A 17,631-nucleotide genomic window follows, 5' to 3' on the forward strand; every position below is an offset into this window, starting at 1 on the left:
TCTTCGCGGCGCCCCCTCACCCGCGCCGGACCCGGTCCATGACCGGCAGCGTGGCGAGCGCCTTGCGGTCGACCTTGCCCGCGCGGTTCAGGGGCAGTTCGTCGAGCCAGACGAAGAAGCGGGGGACCATATGGCGCGGCAGACGGTCCCGCAGCAGGCCGGTGAGCTCCTCGTCCGGGGAGCGCTCGCCGACCAGGAACGCGGCCACCGCCGCCCCGCCCGGCGCGTCCTCGCGGAGCAGCGCCGCCGCGTCCACCGCCCCCGGGCAGGCCCGCAGCGCGTGTTCGATCTCGCCGATCTCGACCCGGAACCCCCGGATCTTCACCTGGTCGTCGATCCGGCCCAGATAGACCAGCTCCCCGTCCGGGCGCAGCCGTACCCGGTCGCCCGTGGCGTACATCCGCGCCCCGGGGGTCCGTGCGAACGGATCCGGCAGGAACACCGCCGCCGTACGGCCCGGCAGCCCGAGGTATCCCCGGGCGAGCCCGGCGCCCGCCAGGAACAACTGGCCCTCGTCACCCGCCGGTACGGGGTGCGCCTCGTCGTCCAGGACATAGGTCCGTACGCCCCGGATGGGCCGGCCGATGGGCACCCAGCGGGGCGTGGCGGCCGTACACCGGTGCCAGGTCGGGGCGACCGAAGCCTCCGTCGGGCCGTACCCGTTGGCCACCACCAGCGGCGCGGAGTCCGCGAGGCCCGCGCCGTCGAGCTGGGAGCCGCCGGTGATGACCAGCCGCACCCCCGCCCGCGCCAGCCGGGGGAGCAGCGTGGCTCCGTACGGGCCGAGCACGGCCGCCGGGATCTCCAGCACGGTCACGCCGAGCGTGCGCACGGCGGCCGGGATCCGGCTCGCGGGCAGCTCCCCGCCGTCGGCGATCGCGACGCAGGCGCCCGCGCAGAGCGGCATCAGCACATCGTGCATCGTGCTGTCGACCGTCGGCGCTGTCGTCCACAGCGCGACATCGTCGGGCCTGATCAGATCCAGGTCCTCGATGGAGGCGACGATCAGGTTGAGGATCCCCTCGTGCGGCACTCCGACGATCTTGGGCCGCCCGGTCGAGCCCGAGGTGGTGATCGCGTACGCGAGATCGAGGGGAGAGGGGGAGGAGGGAGAGGAGGAGGACGGGGAGGAGAACGGGGAGGAAGGGGAGGTAGGGGAGGACGGGGGAGACGGGGAGGGGAGTCGGGACTCGGCCGGGGGCTGCCCGGGGGCCGTGCCGGGTTCCTCGATCAGCAGCGCGCCGGGGTACCAGGGGGTGGGCGCCGTGACGAGGACCTGCGTACACCCCGCGTCCGCCAGCACCTCCAGGTTGCGCCGGGGAGGGTCGTCCGGGTCGAGCGGCAGGCACGCGGCGCCGCAGCGCAGGACGGCGACCAGAGCGGTCAGCGCGGCCACGCCGCGCGGCGCGTGCACCCCGACGACGGTGCCGGGGCCCGCCCCGGCGCGGCGCAGCCGGTGCGCGAGGGCGGCGGTCGCGCGGTCGAACGCGGCGTAGCTCCAGGTGCGTTCGCGTGTCCGTACGGCCGGGGCGTCCGGCCGCTCCCGTACCTGGCGCTCGAACAGGTCGACCAGCGTGCGCGGCCGGTACTCCAGCATCTGCTTCTCCTCCGACTCCCTCGGTGGTCACTCTCCGGCGGCAACGTCGGCGTCCGGTCGTTCCGCCCGGGCGGTGGTGCGCAGGCTCAGCGGGCGCAGGTCGGTCCAGACCCGGTCGATATGGGCGAGGCACGCCGCCCTGTCGCCGTCGAACCCCTCGGCGCGCCATCCCGCCGGGAGCTCCCGGTCGGCGGGCCAGATCGAGTGCTGTTCCTCGTGGTTGACCACGACCCTGAACTCACGGTCCTCGTCGTCGAACATGCCGGTCACCGCCCTCTCGTCGCGTTCTCGCGCTTGTCGTGCCGGTTGTGCCGGTCGTTCCGGCTGCGCTGGTCGTGCCGGTTGTGCCGGTTGTGCCGGTTGTGCTCGTCGGGGTCGTCGCGCCTGCCGTGCTCATCGCGTCCGTGGACGCTCTCCGGTGCCCAGCGCCCAGGCCACCGCCTCCGGGAGCATCGCCTCCCACGCGGCGTAGGTGTGGCCGCCCTCCCCGTACGCGCACCGGACGGTGTGGCCGCGCGCGGTCAGCTCCTCGCCGGTGCGGCGCGTGGCGTCGAGCTGGGTGATGCCGTGGTCGAGGACGGCCGCGCGCTCCTCCAGACCGGCCGCGAGGTAGAACCGGGCCGGGTACGGCTCCCGCTCCGCCGTGCCAGTGCCAGTGCCAGTCCCCGTGCCCGTGCCTGAGCCCGTCGCCGTGGCCGTGAGCCGGTGGTCGGTGAGCGGGCCGGAGAGGCCTACGGCGCCGTCGAAGCGGTCCGGGCGGCGGAGCGCGGCGCGTACGGCGGCGACCGCGCCCAGGCTGGCGCCGAGCACCGTCGTACGCCACGGAGTCGTCGTACGCCCGCCGGGCCACCGGTCCTCCAGCCGCTCCCAGAGGTACGGCACCAGCTCGTCGGCGAGGGTGTCCACGAACGCCTCGTCCAGCAGCTCCCGGTTGCGCGCCGCCCAGCCGGCGGGGGAGACGAAGAGCGCCGCCGTGGCGGGGATCCGGCCCGCGCGGGCCAGCCGGTCCAGGATCGCGGGCAGCCGCATGATGTCCACGAACTCGGCGCCGTCGAGGACGATCAGGGTCCGAGGGGCGGGGGCAGGGGCTTCGGACACCCCGGAAGCGGCCCCGTCCGCCGCCCCCTCCGTGATGAAGAGGTCGAGCCGCCGTTCGCCGGGGAACGCCCGCCCCGTCCAGCTCTCCCGGGTGGTCCCGCGCGGCGGGGAGGCGCCGTCCGGGGTGTCCGGGGCGCGCTCGGCCAGCAGCGCGGTGGCGTACGCGGCGGGGGTACGGTGCGTCAGCATCAGCCGCAGCGGGATCTCCCGGCCGAGCAGCCGCCGGACCGCGGCGGTCGCCCGGGGGACGAGCAGGGAGTGGCCGCCCCGCGCGAAGAAGTCCCCGGTGGCGGGCAGCGGCCGGCCCAGCACCGCGGACCACTCCTCCGCCACGCGCGCCTCCAGCCCCGTCGCGGGCGCCTCCGTGGCCTCATCCGCCTCATCGGTGCCCGAGGCGGTCGCGGTCACCGGGGGCAGCGCGGCGCGGTCCACCTTCTGGTGGGCGGTCAGCGGGATCCGGTCCACCTGGACCACATGGCCGGGGAGGAGATACGCGGGGAGCGCGGTGGCCAGCCGGGCGCGGAGCGCCGCCGGGTCGACCGGGGTGTCCGCCACGACGTACGCGACCAGTGCGGGCCCGGTCCCGGTCTCGGCGCGCACCACCACCGCCGAGGTGATGGCCGGCTCGCGGAGCAGGACGTGTTCGACCTCGCCCGGCTCGATCCGGAACCCCCGTATCTTCACCTGGGCATCGGCCCGGCCGAGGAAGTCGACGGCCCCGCCCGGCAGATACCGTCCCAGGTCGCCGGTGCGGTACATCCGGGAGCCGGGCGGCCCGTACGGGTCGGGTACGAACGCGGCGGCGGTCGCCCCGGGGCGGCCGTGGTACCCCCGGGCGAGCCCGTCGCCCGCCAGATGGATCTCGCCGCGCGCGCCGACCGGCAGATGGCGCAGGTCGCGGTCGAGCACGTACACCCGGGTATGGGCGAGGGCGTGCCCGATGGGCACCCGGCCGGTCCAGCTGCCGCCGTCGAACACCGTGGCCAGCACGGTCGATTCGGTCGGCCCGTACGAGGCGATGACGCGGCAGCCGGGGAGCGCGGCGCGGGCGGCGGCGAAGCTCTTCGGGTTGACGACATCGCCGCCGACGACGAGCCCGCGCACCCCGGAGAGCGCCTCGGACAGGTCCGGGGACAGCCCCGGGGGTGGTCCCAGGGACGGTCCCGGGGGCGGGCCTTCGGGGAGCGCCCCGGTGCCGCGCTCCACCAGCAGGTCCAATTGCGGGGAGACCACCTTGAGCGTGGTCACCCCGTGCTCGCGGACCACCTCGCCCAGCCGGTCGAGCAGGGTGCCGGTGCCGGTCACCACCGTCCGGCCGCCGTGTGCGAGGGGCGCCCACTCCAGGACGGCGACATCGAAGGTGAGCGGCCCGCACTGGAGGAACGCCGTACCGGGCCCGATGTCGAGATAGCGCGGTGCCCCGGCCACCAGCCTGCTCAGCGCCCGGTGCGGGATGGCCACGGACTTGGGGGCGCCGGTCGAGCCGGAGGTGGAGATGAGATAGGCGAGATCGTCGGGGCGGGCGGCGAGCGGCGGATCGGCGGCGTCGTCCTCCGCCGGGGCGGTGGCGTCGTCCCCGGCCGGGGCATCCGCCCCGTCGGCCTCGTCCGCCCCGTACGCCTCGTCCGCCTCCTCCGTCCCGGCGATCTCGCCGTCGCCCTCCGCCCCGTGGACCAGTACCGGTGCCGTGTCCGCCGGGAGGCGGTCGCGGAAGCCGGGGGAGACGACGGTGAGGACGGCGCCCGCGTCGCTGAGGACGAGGCGGAGCCGGTCGGCGGGGTGGGCCGGGTCGAGGGGGAGGTAGGCGGCGCCCGCCTTCGCCACGGCCAGCAGGACCACGAACCGGTCGGCCGTCAGGGCCGGGCAGACCGCGACCGTACGGCCGGGGCCCGCCCCGTAGGCACGGAGCCGTCGCGCCAGCCGGTTGGCGCGCTCGTTGAGCTGCCGGTACGTGAGGACCCCGGCGGCGTCGGAGACCGCCGGGGCGTCCGGGGTCCGCGCCGCCCACGCCTCCACGCGTTCGACGACGGTGGCCTCCGGCGCGGGCGTCGGGTCGTTGGCGCCGAGCAGCGGCTTCCGCTCGGCCTCGCCGGTCAGCGCGAGCCGGTGCAGGGGCCGGTCGGGGGTGCGTATGCCCTGTTCCAGCAGGTGTGCATAGCTCGCTGCGAACGCGGCCACCGGGGCCCGGTCGAGCAGCTCCGTGCGGTACACGAAGGTGGCGCGCAGCCGCCCGTCCACCACCTGTGTGGTGAGCGAGAGATCGAAACGCGCGGTCACCGGCGTCTCGGGGCGCCACCAGACGGGCGCGCCGGGGGCCTCGGCGAGGCTCACCCGGTCGCCCGCGTGGTTCACCACGATGTCGAAGAGCGGATGGCGCCCCGCGTCCGTACCGGCCCCCAGGGCGCCCACGATCTCCTCGAACGGCACGTCCTGGCCCGCGTCGGCGGCCAGCCACGCGTCCCGGGCGCGGACGACCAGGTCACGGAAGGTCGGCTCGGCCCCCGAAGGTCCGGCCCCCGACAGGCCGATACGGAGCGGGACCGTGTTGATGAAGTACCCGATCAGGTCCTGGAGCGCGGGGTGCGGCCGGTCGGAGACGATCCCCCCGAGGACGATGTCGCGCCCGCCGCCGTACGCGCCGGCCACCGCCGCCAGGGCCGCCGTCACCACCGCGACCGGGGTGGCGCGGGCCCGCCAGGCCAGCGCGGTCAGCGCCGTGGTGGCCTCGGGCGACAGCTCCACGACGACGGCCTCCCCGGCCGCCGCAGCGGAGTTGCCGCTGCCGTTGCCGCTGTCGCTGCCACTGCCGTCGCCGCCGTCGTGGCCCGAGCCGCGGGGCCGGTCCAGCGGGAGTTCGAGCCGCTCCGCTCCGCGCAGCGTCCGCACCCACCGGTCCAGGCGGGGCCGGAGCGCCCCGCTGCCGAGGAAGCGGCGCTGCCACGCCGCGTAGTCGCCGTACTGCACGGGCAGCTCCGGCAGCCGGGGCGCCCTGGACTCCCGTGCCGCTTCGTACAGTTCGAAGAGGTCCCGGGCGAGGACATCCATCGACCAGCGGTCCGTGACGATGTGGTGCAGCACCGTCAGGACCGCGGGACCGTCGTCCAGTTCGGCGGCGACGACCCGCAGCAGCGGCGGGCGGGCGAGGTCGAACGGCTCGCGCACCGCCCGGTCCACGGCCGCCCGCCACCGCCGCCCGGCCCAGGAGACGGGCACGTCCAGCTCGCCGGCCGCCTCCTGGGCGAGGGTGCCGTCCGGCCGCAGGACGAACCTGGTCCGCAGAATCCGGTGTCTGCGGACCAGGCCCGCCACCGCGGCCCTGAGCGCGTGGCGGTCCACCCCGTCCGGGAACCGCCACCCCCCGGTGATGTGGTACTCGTACGACGCCGCCCGCTGGTGCAGCCACCACAGGCGCTCCTGCCCCGCCGAGAGCGGGACGACCGGAGCGGACGCGCGCTCCAGCGGGAACGGGTTGGCCGGACGGGGCTCGGCTCTCTCCATGGCGACCTGCGGATCCCTTCCTGCGAGGCGGAGGCGTACGTACGGTCATGCGGTGCTGCTCCGTTGTGCGGCGCGGCTCCGTCAGGTGTGCGGTGCGGCTCCGTCAGGCGGGGCTCAGCGCCCCGTCGACGGCGGCCACTATCGCGTCGACACTGCGGAACGTGGCCTCCTTGAGCGCCTTCTCCGGCAGTTCGATGCCGAAGGTCTCCTCGATGCTCAACATGAGGCCCAGGCAGGTCAGCGAGGTCATGCCGAGGTTCCACAGGTCGTCGTCATCGCGGAGTTCGAAGTCGGTGTGGAAGTTGAGCTGCTGGGCGACGAGTTTCCGTACGCCCTCCGCCGTGGAGGAGGCGGGCGAGGCCGGGTGGTTCATCGGGCGTCCCCGCTTCCCGCCGTCACCGACCGGCCCCGGGCGCCGCCGTTCGCGCCCCCGGACCCGGACGCGGACCCGGATCCGCCCCCGGATCCGCCGCTGCCGTGCCGCCGCAGATAGCGCCGGACCCTGCGGGCCCCGAGCAGGCTGCCCTGCGCGTACCAGAGGATGTCCGGGCCGAGCGCGTAGTCGATGCCGAGCTGCTCGTACGCCTGCACGCACCGCGTCCGGTAGTACTCGGCGAGCTGCGCCGTCGTCATCTGCGGGGCCGCCTCGGCGCCGGTCTCGAACCAGGCGGCGAGGGTGTGTTCGACGTACTCGCCGATCGACCACTCGATGGTCCGGGTGACGACCGGCTCGCGGGTCGGGTCGAACATCGGGTCGATGATGCCCGGCTTGCCCTGCAACTGGTTGGCGACATGCTCGGCGAGCAGCGGCGCGCAGTGGAACCCGTCGCGGTAGGTGCCGGTCATGAGGTAGAGCCCCGACGGCGGCAGCCAGCCGATCAGCGGGAAGCCGTCCAGCGTCACCGGGCGGTTCCCGGAGAGCCACCGTACGACCTCGTGGCCCGCGACCCGCTCGTCCAACTGCTGCATCGAGTACTGGGAGAGGAACCGGACGTCGGCCATCCAGGTGACCCCGGAGATGGTGTCCACCAGACGGTTGGTGGCGCCGTAGTACTCCAGCCCGTCGCCCTGCGGCACCACGTGCAGCCCGCACGCGAAGCCCCGGTTGGGGGTGCGGACCACGCTGCGGAACGGGTCGCCGCCCGTGCGTTGGGCGATCATCGCGAAGCCGAGGCCCGGGAACATGGGGATCAGGTCCATGTCCTCGGCGACCGTCCGCACCAGCGACTCGCTGTGGATACCGGCGGCCACCACGACCGTGCCCGCCTCGATGACATGGCCGTCGTCCAGCTCGACGCCGGTCACCGCGTCCGCGTCCCCGAGCAGGGTGTTGACGGTCTGGTCCACGAAGACCGTGCCCGCCGCCGTGAGGCGGGCCTCCAGCGCGGCCAGCACCCCGCGCGCGTCGACGGCGCCCTCGGTCGGCAGATGGACGGCGCGGAGCGGGCGGGTGTCGAGGCGCGGGTTGAACCCCGGGATCTCCTTCGGGTCCACGTCCTCCCACGGCTTGCCGTACTGGTCCAGCGCGGCCAGCATCGCCTGGAAGTTGACGGTGTCCAGCTCGGCGCCGATGGAGTTGAGGACGACATGGGTGTCGGGCGCGGAGAGGAGCGGGCGCCCCGTACGGGAGAACTCCTCCAGCCTGGTCAGGACGGCGGGCCAGCGGTCGTGCGCGTTGACGCCCAGTTCGAATCTGATGCGGGCCGGGTCGGTGCGCAACGACTCGGTGGTCGTCTCGCCGAAGCAGCCGAGCATGGCGCCGGCCGACTGACTGGCCCCCGCCTCACGGGCGCTCGGCCCCACCACGACGACGGAGCCCATGGTGCGCTCCATCAACTCGTCGGCCAGGAACAGGCCCAGCGCGCCGTTGCCGACGATGACGACATCGGCCCGCGCCGGCCTTTCCGTGCGTAAGGCTTCGTTGGTTTCCTTGACTGCCTTGGTTTCCTTGGCTTCCTGCACTTTCGGAAATCCCCCTTATGCGGGTACGGGGAAAGCGGGTGCGTGAATTCCCGGACGACGTTACGCCTGGAGTCCGGCGTGTCGCAAGAAGAAAATTGACGCAAGACCAATGGGGGTGAATTGGCTCTACAGGAATGCGCGCTTCCCTGAAGTGGTCCTGGAATGTGGTTGAATTGTATATTCCGCCGCGTGCGAGGGGCGTGCGAGGTACGCGCAGGGAAATCGAACAGGCCGGGATCGGGAATCCGGAAGGGGAGGGTCGGAATCCGGAAGCTGAATGCGGGAATCCGGAGACCGGGAGCGGGAAACCGGAGTACCTTCGAAGGCCGTGCCGTCACCGCGAATTCGAGAGAGGAACGGTCTTGTCATCTGATCCGCTGGGCGCCGCGGCGCCGCCGACGATCGCCGTGGTCGGAGGAAAGCAGAAGATCGTCAGAAAGGCCCGCGAACTCGGGCTGCGCGTCGTGTACATCCAGCACCCCGACGCGTACGACCGCGCCCACTGGCCCCATGTCGACCAGGCGCTCCTCGTCGATTACGCCGACACCGGCCGGACGCTCCCGCTGATCCGCGCGCTCCACCGCGCGTACCCGTTCCAGGCGGTCATCTCGCTCTGGGAGCTCGGGCTGCTGCCGGCCGCCAGGATCGACCACGAGCTGGGGCTCGGCGGCAACTCTCTGGAGACGGTGGAACTCCTCATGGACAAGTCGAGAATGCGCGCCCGCCTGGCCGCGCTCGGCATCAGCCCGGTCGCCGCCGAGGTCGGCAGAACCGAGGAGGAGGTACGGAAGTTCGCCGAGGCGCACGGCTACCCGGTCGTGGTGAAACCGGTGGACGAGGCCGGCAGCATCGGGGTCTTCCTGGCGCGCGAGGCCGCCGAACTCCCCTCCGTCGTCGCCCGTTTCCACGCCCTCCGCGAGCAGCTCGACCCGAAGGACCTGGCGGGCGGCCTCGACCGGTTCCTGATGGAGGAGTACCTGGAAGGCCCCGAGATCAGCGTCGAGACGCTCAGCTTCGACGGCCGCCATGTGGTCGTCGCCGTGACCGACAAGACCAGCACCGACGAGGCGTTCGTCGAGACCGGCCACTCCCAGCCGAGCCGCCACCCCGCCCCCGTCCTCGCCGCCGCCCGCGCCCTCGTGGTGGAGTTCCTGGACGCGGTCGGCCTCCGGCACGGCCCCGGGCACACCGAGGTCAAGCTGACGCCGCGCGGCCCGGTGGTCGTCGAGTCGCACAACCGCGTCGGCGGCGACCGGATCGGCGAGCTGACCGAGATCGCGTACGGCGTCGACATGGAGCGGTACGCGCTGGGCGCCCGCTTCGGTCTGGTCGAACCGCTCCGGGCACCGCCCGAGCCGGTGGCGGGCGCCGCGATCCGCTTCCTCACCCCGCCGCCGGGCCGGGTGACCGAGGTGACCGGAGCCGACGCGATCGCCGCCGACCCCGCCCTGGTCGACCTGGTCGTCTCCGTCGAACCAGGGGACCTGGTCCCGCCGCTCACCTGGAGCGACGACCGGGTCGGCCATGTCATCGCCCGGGGCGCCACCGCCGAGGAGGCGATCGCCCACGCCGAACGGCTCCGCGCGGCCGTACGCATCCATACGGAGCCGATCCATGTGGAGCCGATCCATACGGAGCCGACGGGAACCGGGCCGGACGGCGCGGAGCCGGTCGCGTGAGTACGGAGGCCACCGAGCGGCGGGACGGCGGCGAGCCCCGCTTCCGGGACACCGTACGGGAGTTGCCCGCCCGGGTCTGGATCGTCAGCTTCGGCATCCTCGTCAACCGGTGCGGCAACTTCCTGCCGGTCTTCATCGTCCTCTACCTGATCGGCCGGGGCCACTCGCCGGGCACCGCGGGTCTGGTGCTCGGCGCCGCCGGGCTCGGCAACGTCCTCGGCAACGCCATCGGTGGCTCGCTCGCCGACCGGCTCGGCCGGCGGTGGACCATCGTGCTCTCCGGGACCCTCAGCGCGGCCCTGACGGCGACGGTCCCCGCCCTGGACGGCCTTCCGTCGATCATGGCCGTGGTCGGCCTGGTCGGCACGGCGTCCCAGCTCTACCGCCCTGCCGCGGCCGCGCTGCTGATGGACTCCGTGACCACCAACCAGCAGCGGGTGGCGGCCTTCGCGGTCTTCCGGTTCGCCATGAACATCGGCGCCGCCGTCGGCGGCCTCGCCGGCGGGCGGCTGGCGACCCACTCGTACACCGAACTCTTCCTCGGCAACGCCCTCGCCTGCCTGCTCTTCGCCGTCATCGCGGTCGCGCTGCTCCGGGACCTGCCCCGGGGCGCGCGGAAGACCACGGAGACCACGGAGACGACGGGGACCACGGAGACCACGGAGACGACGGGGACCACGGGGAACACGGAGACGGCGGAGACCGGAGAAACCAAGGAGCCCTTGGAGTCCCGCGAGACCGAGGAGCCCGCTGACAAGGGGAGTTACCGCAAGGCGCTCGCCGACCGCAGGCTGCGCCGGTTCCTCGTCATGACGGTGATCGCCGAGTTCGTCTACATCCAGTCCACCGTCGGGCTGCCGCTCCATGTCACCGCCGTCGGGCTGACCGCCGCCGACTTCGGGACCCTCATCGGCCTCAACGGGGTGCTGGTCCTCGTCTGCGAACTCCCCGTCGCCGGAGTGGTGGTGAAGCGCAAGGCCACCCATGTCCTCGCCGTCGGCAACCTGCTGACCGGGCTCGGCCTCGCGCTCACCGGCTTCGCCACCGACATGCTCTGGCTCGGCGCCACCGTCGTGCTCTGGACGCTCGGCGAGATGATGTACTCGTCGGTCGCCAACGCCTATCTGGGCGGGCTCTCCCCGGACCACATGGTCGGCCGCTACCAGGGCCTGTACGGCGCCGCCTTCACCCTGGGCACCGGCGTCGGCCCCCTCATCGGCGGCGCGGTCTACGCGTACCACCCGTGGGCCCTCTGGATCGTGGTCGGCGCGGCGGGGCTGCTCTCCGCCCAGCTCTGCCTGCCGCCCCGGCGCGCCCTCGCACCCCCGGAGGAGCGGCCGGACCGGCTGGACCAGGAGCCCGCCTAGCCGGAGCCGGCCTGCCTGGTCAGACCAGGGAGCGGACCCGCTCGTACCCCTCCACCGCCACGGTGTCCGAGGGGGCGATCTCCGTGTACCCGGCGTCGCGCACCACCGGCACCCCGGCGGCGAGGAGGCGCCGCCAGTGCGCCGGTTCGGCGGTCCGTACGGAGAGCGGGAACCCCGCGGCGCGCCAGGCGGCGCGGGCCCGCTCCGGCAGCTCCCACCAGGCGAGCTGGGCGCCGTGGCCGACCTGGGCCATCGCCTTGCCCGCCGAGAGGGCGAGGTGCGGGCTCAGCCACAGCACCGGGTGCGCGGGGTCGGCCGGGGGCGGCTCCACCGGGTCGTCCAGTTCGGTACCGGAGACCTGGAGCTTCCGCAGCTCCTTCGGCCAGCCGTCGAGCGGCACGGGCGGGAAGACCCGTACCTCCGCGGCACCGGACGGCCCTCCACCGGCGGTGTCCGGCGCGCCCGCGCCCCCGCCCCCGGGCGCGCCTCCGCCCCGTACCGTGATCCCCGGGAGCGTGCCGGCCCGCCGCCACTCCGCGCCGCGCGCCCGGCGCACCACCTTCCGGATCTGGGAGTCGTCCCACTCCCGCACCGCCCGGGCCCACTCGCCCTCCGCGTCGCCGGTGCCGCCCGCACGCGGGTCGGAGAGCAGGGTGAGCACCGCGCGGGCCGCCGTCTCCAGCGCGTCGGTACGGGATGGCGGCGCGTCCTTCTCGATCCGGACCACCAGCGGCAGCACATACCGCGGGGTACTGCCGTGACCGGCCGCAGTGTTCTCGCCGTGCTCGCCGTTCTCGCTGCTCATGGCCCCAGTCTGCCAGCCGTGCCCACCGCCCTCCGCCGCCGCCCGGGGGCTCCCCGCCCGCTCCCGGTTCCCCCGCGCGTCGCCGCCCGCCCCCTCCTGTTCACCGCCTCCCCGCCCCTTCCTCCTTGGCGGAACGCTGCCTTCCGGGCGACGATGCGCTCCATGAAGAGCGACCTTTTCTCCACGCAGCACATGGCGCAGCCGGCCACCGAGCCCGGGATGACGCTCCAGAACGCCAAATCCATCAAGTACGCGGTCAACGGCGAGATGTACGCGCGACAGGGTTCGATGGTCGCCTTTCGCGGCTCGCTCCAGTTCGAGCGGAAGGGCCAGGGCCTCGGCGGACTGCTCAAGCGCGCCGTCACCGGCGAGGGGCTGCCGCTGATGACGGTGAAGGGCCAGGGCGAGGCGTGGTTCGCGCAGGAGGCCGCCCACTGCTTCATCGTCGACATCGACCAGGGCGACGCGCTCACCATCAACGGCCGCAACGTCCTCTGCTTCGACCCCACCCTCAGCTACGAGATCAAGACGGTGAAGGGCGCGGGGATGACCGGGGGCGGTCTCTTCAACAGCGTCTTCAGCGGTTACGGCAAGCTCGGCGTCATCTGTGAGGGCGACCCGATAGTGATTCCGGTCACCCCGCAGTCCCCCGTCTATGTCGACACGGACGCGGTCGTCGGGTGGAGCGCCCAGCTCGGCACCTCCCTGCACCGCTCCCAGTCCGTGGGCTCGATGCTGCGCGGCGGCTCCGGCGAGGCGGTGCAACTGATGCTCCAGGGCGAGGGCTTCGTGATCGTACGGCCGAGCGAGGCGACTGCCCAGAAGCCCACCGCGCACTGACCCGAGCTGAGATCATGCCCCGATGAACCTCCAAGGTGTGGGCCGCCGTTACGGCCTCAAGGGACCCTGGGTGCTGCGCGGGGTCGACCTCGACATCCCGGCCGGCGCCCTGGTCCGGGTCGAGGGCGTGAACGGCAGCGGAAAATCGACCCTGCTGCGGCTGGTCGCGGGCATCGACGCGCCGACCGAGGGCCGGGTCACCGGCCGGCCCCGTACGGCGTACGTCCCCGAGCGCTTCCCGGTCGCGCTGCCCTTCACGGCCGCCGGTTATCTGATGCACCTCGGCCGGATCCACGGGCTGCGGCGCGGGGTCGCGGCGGCCTGCGCGGTCGAGTGGCTGGAGCGCTTCGGGGCGGCCGAGCACGCCCGTACGCCCATGGCCGAACTCTCCAAGGGCACCAGCCAGAAGGTGGCCGTCGCGCAGGGCCTGCTCGCCGGGCCCGAACTGCTGATCCTGGACGAGGCGTGGACCGGGCTCGACATGGCGGCCCGTGCGGAACTGGACCGGGCGGTCACCGAACGCGTCGCCGCGGGCGGCACGGTCGTCTTCGTCGACCACGACCCGCGCCGGCTCGCCGGGGCCTCCGACGCGCTGTACGCGGTGACCGGCGGCGCCCTGGAGCCGCGTGAGGAACGCCCGCTCCCCGCCGACGACCCCGCCGACGGTGCGGGCCCCGGCGGGCGGTCGGCGGCGCGGATACGGATCCTCGCCCAGGCGCCGCCGGGCGAGGCGCCCACGGAGGCCGCGGTGGCGGAGCTGCCCGGGGCACCTGCGTACGAGGTACGGGGCGAGGACGGCGCCGTCCTGCTGACGGCGTCCGCCGCCGACTCCGACGCGCTGCTGCGGGCGCTCCTCACGGCCGCCCCGCCCTGGCACATCAGGGAGGTCGCCGAGACCCCCGCCGCCCCTTCCTCGGACACCGGCCGGCCGGCTTCCGCCCGTACCGACGCGCCCGACGCCGCCCGGTCCGACGCCGCGCCGTCCGATTCCGCCGCGTTCGATTCCGCCCCGTCCGACGCCGACCTGCCCGACGCCGACCTGCCCGATTCCGCCGCCACGGAGACGGAGCGCCTCTCCTCATGACCGCACTGCTCAGCTATCAGATCGCCCTGCTGCTCCGCTCGCAGCACTGGCTCCCGCCGGTCCTGCTCTACGGGATCTTCCTGGTCGTCGGGGTCCAGGCGGGCCAGCCGGTCCTCGACTCGCTCGGGTACGCGTCGGCCGTGCTGCTGCCGGTCACCGCCTGGCTGGTACGGATCTGTGTCACCCAGGAACCCGCCGCCTCCCGTGCCGTCGTCGGCGCGGTGACCGGGCCCCGCCGCGCGCATCTCTCCGCGCTGCTGGCCGCCGTGGTCTGCGCGGGCGTGATCGGCGTGGCGGGTACCGGGATCGTCCTCCTGATCAGTGAACCCAAGAACGCGGACTTCACGGTGGGCGTGGACCTGGGGGCGGCGGGGGCGGCCGGGCTGCTCGCCGCGCTGGTCTGTCTGCTGGTCGGCGCCGCCGTCGGCGCGCTCTGCAACCGGCCGCTGCTGCGCACCCGGGGCTGGTCGGTGGTGGCGACGGCGGCGGTCTCCCTGCTGGCGCTGGTGACCAGCGGCTCCCCGGCGCGGAACGCGGTCACCGGTCTGGTGACCGGCTCACTGACCGGAAAGGCCCCCACCCCGGCGACGGCGCTGCTGGCCGCCGCCGCCCTGGCCGGCGCGGCGGCCGCGGTGGCGATCCTGCTCAGCGCCGTACGGGACGACTGAGCGCCGTACGGGCCGCCGCTCCGGTCACTTCGCCATCAGCTCCGAGACCCGGACGAAGCGGTAGCCGCGCTCGCGCAGCTCGGGCACGATGCGCCGGACCGCGTCCTCCGTCACCGGTGCGGCGCTCCGCGTGCAGTGCATCACCACCAGCGAGCCGGGCTTCACCCCCTTCAGCACCTCGTCGGCGACGGCGTCCGGGTCGGTGGCGAAGGCGTCCCCGCTGACCACGTCCCACTGGACGGCGGTCACCTTCTCCGGGGCGAGCGCGCGGAGCGTCGCCTTGTCGTAACAGCCGCCGGGGAAGCGGAAGTACGGGACGACATTGCGCGCCCCCGCGGTACGGAACGCGGCGAAGGCGCGCCGTACGTCGTCGGCCATCCGCTCCTTGCCGAGGACCGGCAGCCCGTAGCAGTCGCCGGTGAAGGCGTAGTGGCTGTACGAGTGGTTGGCGATCTCGAAGAGCGGGTCCGTGCCGATCGCCTTGGCCTGGGTCGGGTACTCCTCGGCCCAGCGGCCCGTCATGAACACGGTGGCCGGCACGTCGAGCCGGCGCAGCAGCGCGATCAGCGAGGGGTTGTCGAAACGCTCCCCCCGCGCGGCGCGCGGCCCCTGGTCGGCCGTCATGTCGGCGTCGAAGGTGAGCGCCACCCGCTTCCCCTTGGCGGGGTCCCCGTGCTCGAAGACCGGGGTGAGCCCGTCGGGCCCCGGCGCCAGGGTGGGCGGGCCCTCGGGGGCGGCGGCGGAGCGGGGCGCCGCGGGGGCGCCGGGGGAGGAGCCGGGGCCGGTGCGTTCGGTGTCCGCGCAGCCGGTGAGGGAGGCGGAGAGCGCCCCGAGGGCGGCGAGGGCGCCCAGGGCGGTGAGCGTACGCGCATAAGTGTTCACATGGGAAAAATATAGGATGATTTATCTATAACCGGCGCACTACAGGACGGCGCGTCCGGTGACCACACCCGTGGCCACCGGACGCGCCGGTTCCGTACTGGCGGGAAGAGGCGTCAGTGCCAGGGGCCCCGCACCGCGAACGTCGTCCCCGGTTTGTAGCAGTTGACGTACATCGTCGCGGCGTCCGGCGAGAAGGTCACCCCCGCGAACTCGCCCCACTCGGGCTCCGCCGCATCCGGGTCGACCGCGTTCGCGTTCCTCGCCATCGGGTAGACCTCGCCCTTCCTGGTCAGCCCGAACACGTACTGCGCGCCCCCGCCGTCCTCGCAGACCATCAGCCCGCCGCTGGGCGCCAGACAGATGTTGTCGGGCGACTCGCCGGGGAGCTGGATGTCCGTGTCCGGGCCGAAGACGATCACCAGGGTCAGCCGCCGCCTGCGCGGCTCGTACTTCCAGACCTGGCCGTAGTGGTCGCCCGCCGACCCCTCCGCGCTGTGCGCGAAGCTCGACACGAAGTAGACCACCCCGTCACCCCAGTAGCACCCCTCCAGCTTCTGCGCGTGGGTGATGCCCCGGGGCCCGAAGTCCTGGAAGCGGATCGGGGTCTCGCGCGCCAGCGGATCCGGTACGGGGACCCACTCGATCCGGTCGAAGACGGCGCCGATCTCCCTGACCGACGAGAGATCCGGCACCCCCGGCACCCGCATCGCCTCCAGCGCGCCGCCCGCCCGGAGCGAGCCGAGCCCGCCGGCCGGTTTCTCCGGCAGGAAGCGGTAGAAGAGGCCGAACGGCTTCTCGAACGCGTCCTCCGTCTCGTAGACGATGCCGGTGGCCGGGTCGATCGCGATGGCCTCGTGCTGGAAGCGGCCCATGGCGGTGAGCGGCACGGCCCCGCTGCGGCGCGGGTCGGCCCCGTCCACCTCGAAGATGAAGCCGTGGTCCTTGGTGTACCCGTTGGTGCCCGCTCTGTCCTCGGTCTCCTCGCAGGTCAGCCAGGTCCCCCAAGGGGTGGGGCCGCCCGCGCAGTTGACGGCGGTACCGGCGATGGCGACGCGCTCGCCCAGGACGTTGTCGCGCCCGTCGAGTTCGAGCGCCGTACAGCCGCCCTTGCCCATCGGGTCGTACGTGATGCCGTCGATCACCGGAACGGGGACTTCCGCGCCGACCCGGTTCTCGTGGTTGCGTACGAGATGGACCCGGCCGTGACGGCCCGCGAAGGCGGCCATGCCGTCATGGTTGCTGGGGACGCGGCCCTCGCCGGAGCGGAGCGGGTCGCCCTCCCGGGAGAGGACCTTGTAGCGGAACCCCTTGGGCAGGTCGAGCAGCCCGTCGGGGTCGGTGACCAGGGGGCCGTACCCGGTGCGGCCCATGGTGCGCGCGGTGGCGGTACCGGCGAACAGCTCCGGCACGGCCCCGGCGAAGACGATGCCCGCGGTGGCTGCACCACCGCGGGCGAGGATCTGACGTCGTGTCGCTGACATGAGGCAACTCCCTGCTGGCGGACAGGAAAAGTGACCCGCATGTGTCTACCACGTGTCCTGGGGGCGCGGGAACTACGCCCTGCCCGGCGAGCCGCCCGTGCCACGGGGCCGCACCCGCCGCCCGTACCACCCCGCCGGCCTGCGGTTTTCGGCACGGACCGGCGGGGTGTCGGCTCAGGAACCGCGTCGTGTCAGACGAGCGTGGCGCTCAGCGTGATGGTCGTCCCCGTCAGCGCCTGGCTGACCGGGCAGTTGGCCTTGGCGCCCTCGGCGGCGGCCTGGAACGCCTCGGCGTCCACGCCCGGGACCTCGCCCTCCACCGTGAGGTGGATCCCGGTGATGCCCTCGCCCGGCTGGAAGGTGACATCGGCCTTGGTGGTCAGCTTGGCGGGCGGGGTGCCCGCGCCGGTCAGACCGTGCGACAGCGCCATCGAGAAGCAGCTCGAATGCGCCGCAGCGATCAGCTCCTCCGGGCTGGTCTTCCCGTTGGCCGCCTCGGCGCGCGAGGGCCAGGAGACGGCCTGCTCACCGATGCCGGAGGAGTCGAAGGTGACGGTGCCCGACCCCTTGAGCAGCTCGCCTTCCCAGACCGTGTGAGCGGTACGGACAGTGGCCATGATGGTTCCTTCCAACGGTGGTCAACGGTGCCGGACGCGCCCGGGGCCCCGGG

Annotated in this window: 14 protein-coding genes; 5 read left to right on the top strand and 9 right to left on the bottom strand. The window is 73.7% G+C overall.

Annotated features, from left to right (window positions below):
* Nucleotides 1-16: 16 nt before the first annotated feature.
* The 5 genes from AB0O07_RS01685 to AB0O07_RS01705 all read right to left on the bottom strand — a co-directional run bounded on the left by AB0O07_RS01685 (nucleotide 17) and on the right by AB0O07_RS01705 (nucleotide 8,155).
* Nucleotides 17-1,597: an amino acid adenylation domain-containing protein gene (locus tag AB0O07_RS01685; RefSeq protein WP_365625180.1), complete on the bottom strand. Its 1,581-nt coding sequence runs from the start codon at nucleotides 1,595-1,597 to the stop codon at nucleotides 17-19.
* Between the two features lie 27 nt (nucleotides 1,598-1,624).
* Nucleotides 1,625-1,858 carry an MbtH family protein gene (locus AB0O07_RS01690; RefSeq protein WP_365625183.1) on the bottom strand — a complete coding sequence of 78 codons (234 nt, stop codon included), beginning with the start codon at nucleotides 1,856-1,858 and terminating at the stop codon, nucleotides 1,625-1,627.
* A gap of 132 nt (nucleotides 1,859-1,990) precedes the next feature.
* Nucleotides 1,991-6,193, bottom strand: a complete 4,203-nt coding sequence (locus AB0O07_RS01695) for an amino acid adenylation domain-containing protein (RefSeq protein WP_365625185.1) — start codon at nucleotides 6,191-6,193, stop codon at nucleotides 1,991-1,993.
* A gap of 103 nt (nucleotides 6,194-6,296) precedes the next feature.
* Nucleotides 6,297-6,566, bottom strand: coding sequence for a phosphopantetheine-binding protein (locus tag AB0O07_RS01700; protein WP_365625187.1), 270 nt, complete (start codon nucleotides 6,564-6,566; stop codon nucleotides 6,297-6,299).
* Nucleotides 6,563-8,155, bottom strand: a complete 1,593-nt coding sequence (locus AB0O07_RS01705; RefSeq protein ID WP_365625189.1) for an FAD-dependent oxidoreductase — start codon at nucleotides 8,153-8,155, stop codon at nucleotides 6,563-6,565. Before AB0O07_RS01705 ends, AB0O07_RS01700 begins: the two co-directional genes overlap by 4 nt.
* Nucleotides 8,156-8,517: 362 nt before the next feature.
* Between AB0O07_RS01705 and AB0O07_RS01710 the strand changes: the two genes are divergently transcribed.
* Both AB0O07_RS01710 and AB0O07_RS01715 read left to right on the top strand, forming a co-directional pair.
* Nucleotides 8,518-9,834, top strand: coding sequence for an ATP-grasp domain-containing protein (locus AB0O07_RS01710; RefSeq protein WP_365625191.1), 1,317 nt, complete (start codon nucleotides 8,518-8,520; stop codon nucleotides 9,832-9,834).
* Complete coding sequence (locus AB0O07_RS01715; protein ID WP_365625193.1) at nucleotides 9,831-11,201, top strand: MFS transporter; 1,371 nt, start codon at nucleotides 9,831-9,833, stop codon at nucleotides 11,199-11,201. Before AB0O07_RS01710 ends, AB0O07_RS01715 begins: the two co-directional genes overlap by 4 nt.
* 19 nt (nucleotides 11,202-11,220) lie before the next feature.
* Here the strand turns inward: AB0O07_RS01715 and AB0O07_RS01720 are convergent, their stop codons facing one another.
* The gene (locus AB0O07_RS01720) at nucleotides 11,221-12,006 is read right to left on the bottom strand and encodes a peptidyl-tRNA hydrolase (protein ID WP_365625196.1); all 786 of its coding nucleotides are present in this window, start codon (nucleotides 12,004-12,006) and stop codon (nucleotides 11,221-11,223) included.
* A gap of 162 nt (nucleotides 12,007-12,168) precedes the next feature.
* Between AB0O07_RS01720 and AB0O07_RS01725 the strand changes: the two genes are divergently transcribed.
* Genes AB0O07_RS01725 through AB0O07_RS01735 form a run of 3 tightly spaced genes read left to right on the top strand, consistent with a single transcriptional unit; the run spans nucleotide 12,169 to nucleotide 14,598 of the window.
* On the top strand, nucleotides 12,169-12,846 hold the full coding sequence (locus tag AB0O07_RS01725; protein WP_365625199.1) for an AIM24 family protein: 678 nt from the start codon (nucleotides 12,169-12,171) through the stop codon (nucleotides 12,844-12,846).
* A 22-nt stretch (nucleotides 12,847-12,868) separates the two neighbouring features.
* Nucleotides 12,869-13,930 carry an ATP-binding cassette domain-containing protein gene (locus AB0O07_RS01730; RefSeq protein ID WP_365625202.1) on the top strand — a complete coding sequence of 354 codons (1,062 nt, stop codon included), beginning with the start codon at nucleotides 12,869-12,871 and terminating at the stop codon, nucleotides 13,928-13,930.
* A complete protein-coding gene (locus AB0O07_RS01735) occupies nucleotides 13,927-14,598 on the top strand; it encodes an ABC transporter (RefSeq protein WP_365625205.1) in 672 nt (223 codons plus the stop codon). Before AB0O07_RS01730 ends, AB0O07_RS01735 begins: the two co-directional genes overlap by 4 nt.
* Before the next feature lie 24 nt (nucleotides 14,599-14,622).
* Here the strand turns inward: AB0O07_RS01735 and AB0O07_RS01740 are convergent, their stop codons facing one another.
* The 3 genes from AB0O07_RS01740 to AB0O07_RS01750 all read right to left on the bottom strand — a co-directional run bounded on the left by AB0O07_RS01740 (nucleotide 14,623) and on the right by AB0O07_RS01750 (nucleotide 17,578).
* Complete coding sequence (locus AB0O07_RS01740) at nucleotides 14,623-15,480, bottom strand: polysaccharide deacetylase family protein (RefSeq protein WP_365625208.1); 858 nt, start codon at nucleotides 15,478-15,480, stop codon at nucleotides 14,623-14,625.
* A gap of 113 nt (nucleotides 15,481-15,593) precedes the next feature.
* The gene (locus tag AB0O07_RS01745; RefSeq protein ID WP_365625211.1) at nucleotides 15,594-16,961 is read right to left on the bottom strand and encodes an alkaline phosphatase PhoX; all 1,368 of its coding nucleotides are present in this window, start codon (nucleotides 16,959-16,961) and stop codon (nucleotides 15,594-15,596) included.
* Nucleotides 16,962-17,152: 191 nt separating this feature from the next.
* Nucleotides 17,153-17,578, bottom strand: a complete 426-nt coding sequence (locus AB0O07_RS01750; RefSeq protein ID WP_365625214.1) for an OsmC family protein — start codon at nucleotides 17,576-17,578, stop codon at nucleotides 17,153-17,155.
* Nucleotides 17,579-17,631 lie beyond the last annotated feature (53 nt).

Origin of the sequence: Streptomyces sp. NPDC093085, assembly GCF_040683935.1 — a bacterium.
In the GTDB taxonomy this organism is placed as follows: Bacteria; Actinomycetota; Actinomycetes; order Streptomycetales; family Streptomycetaceae; genus Streptomyces.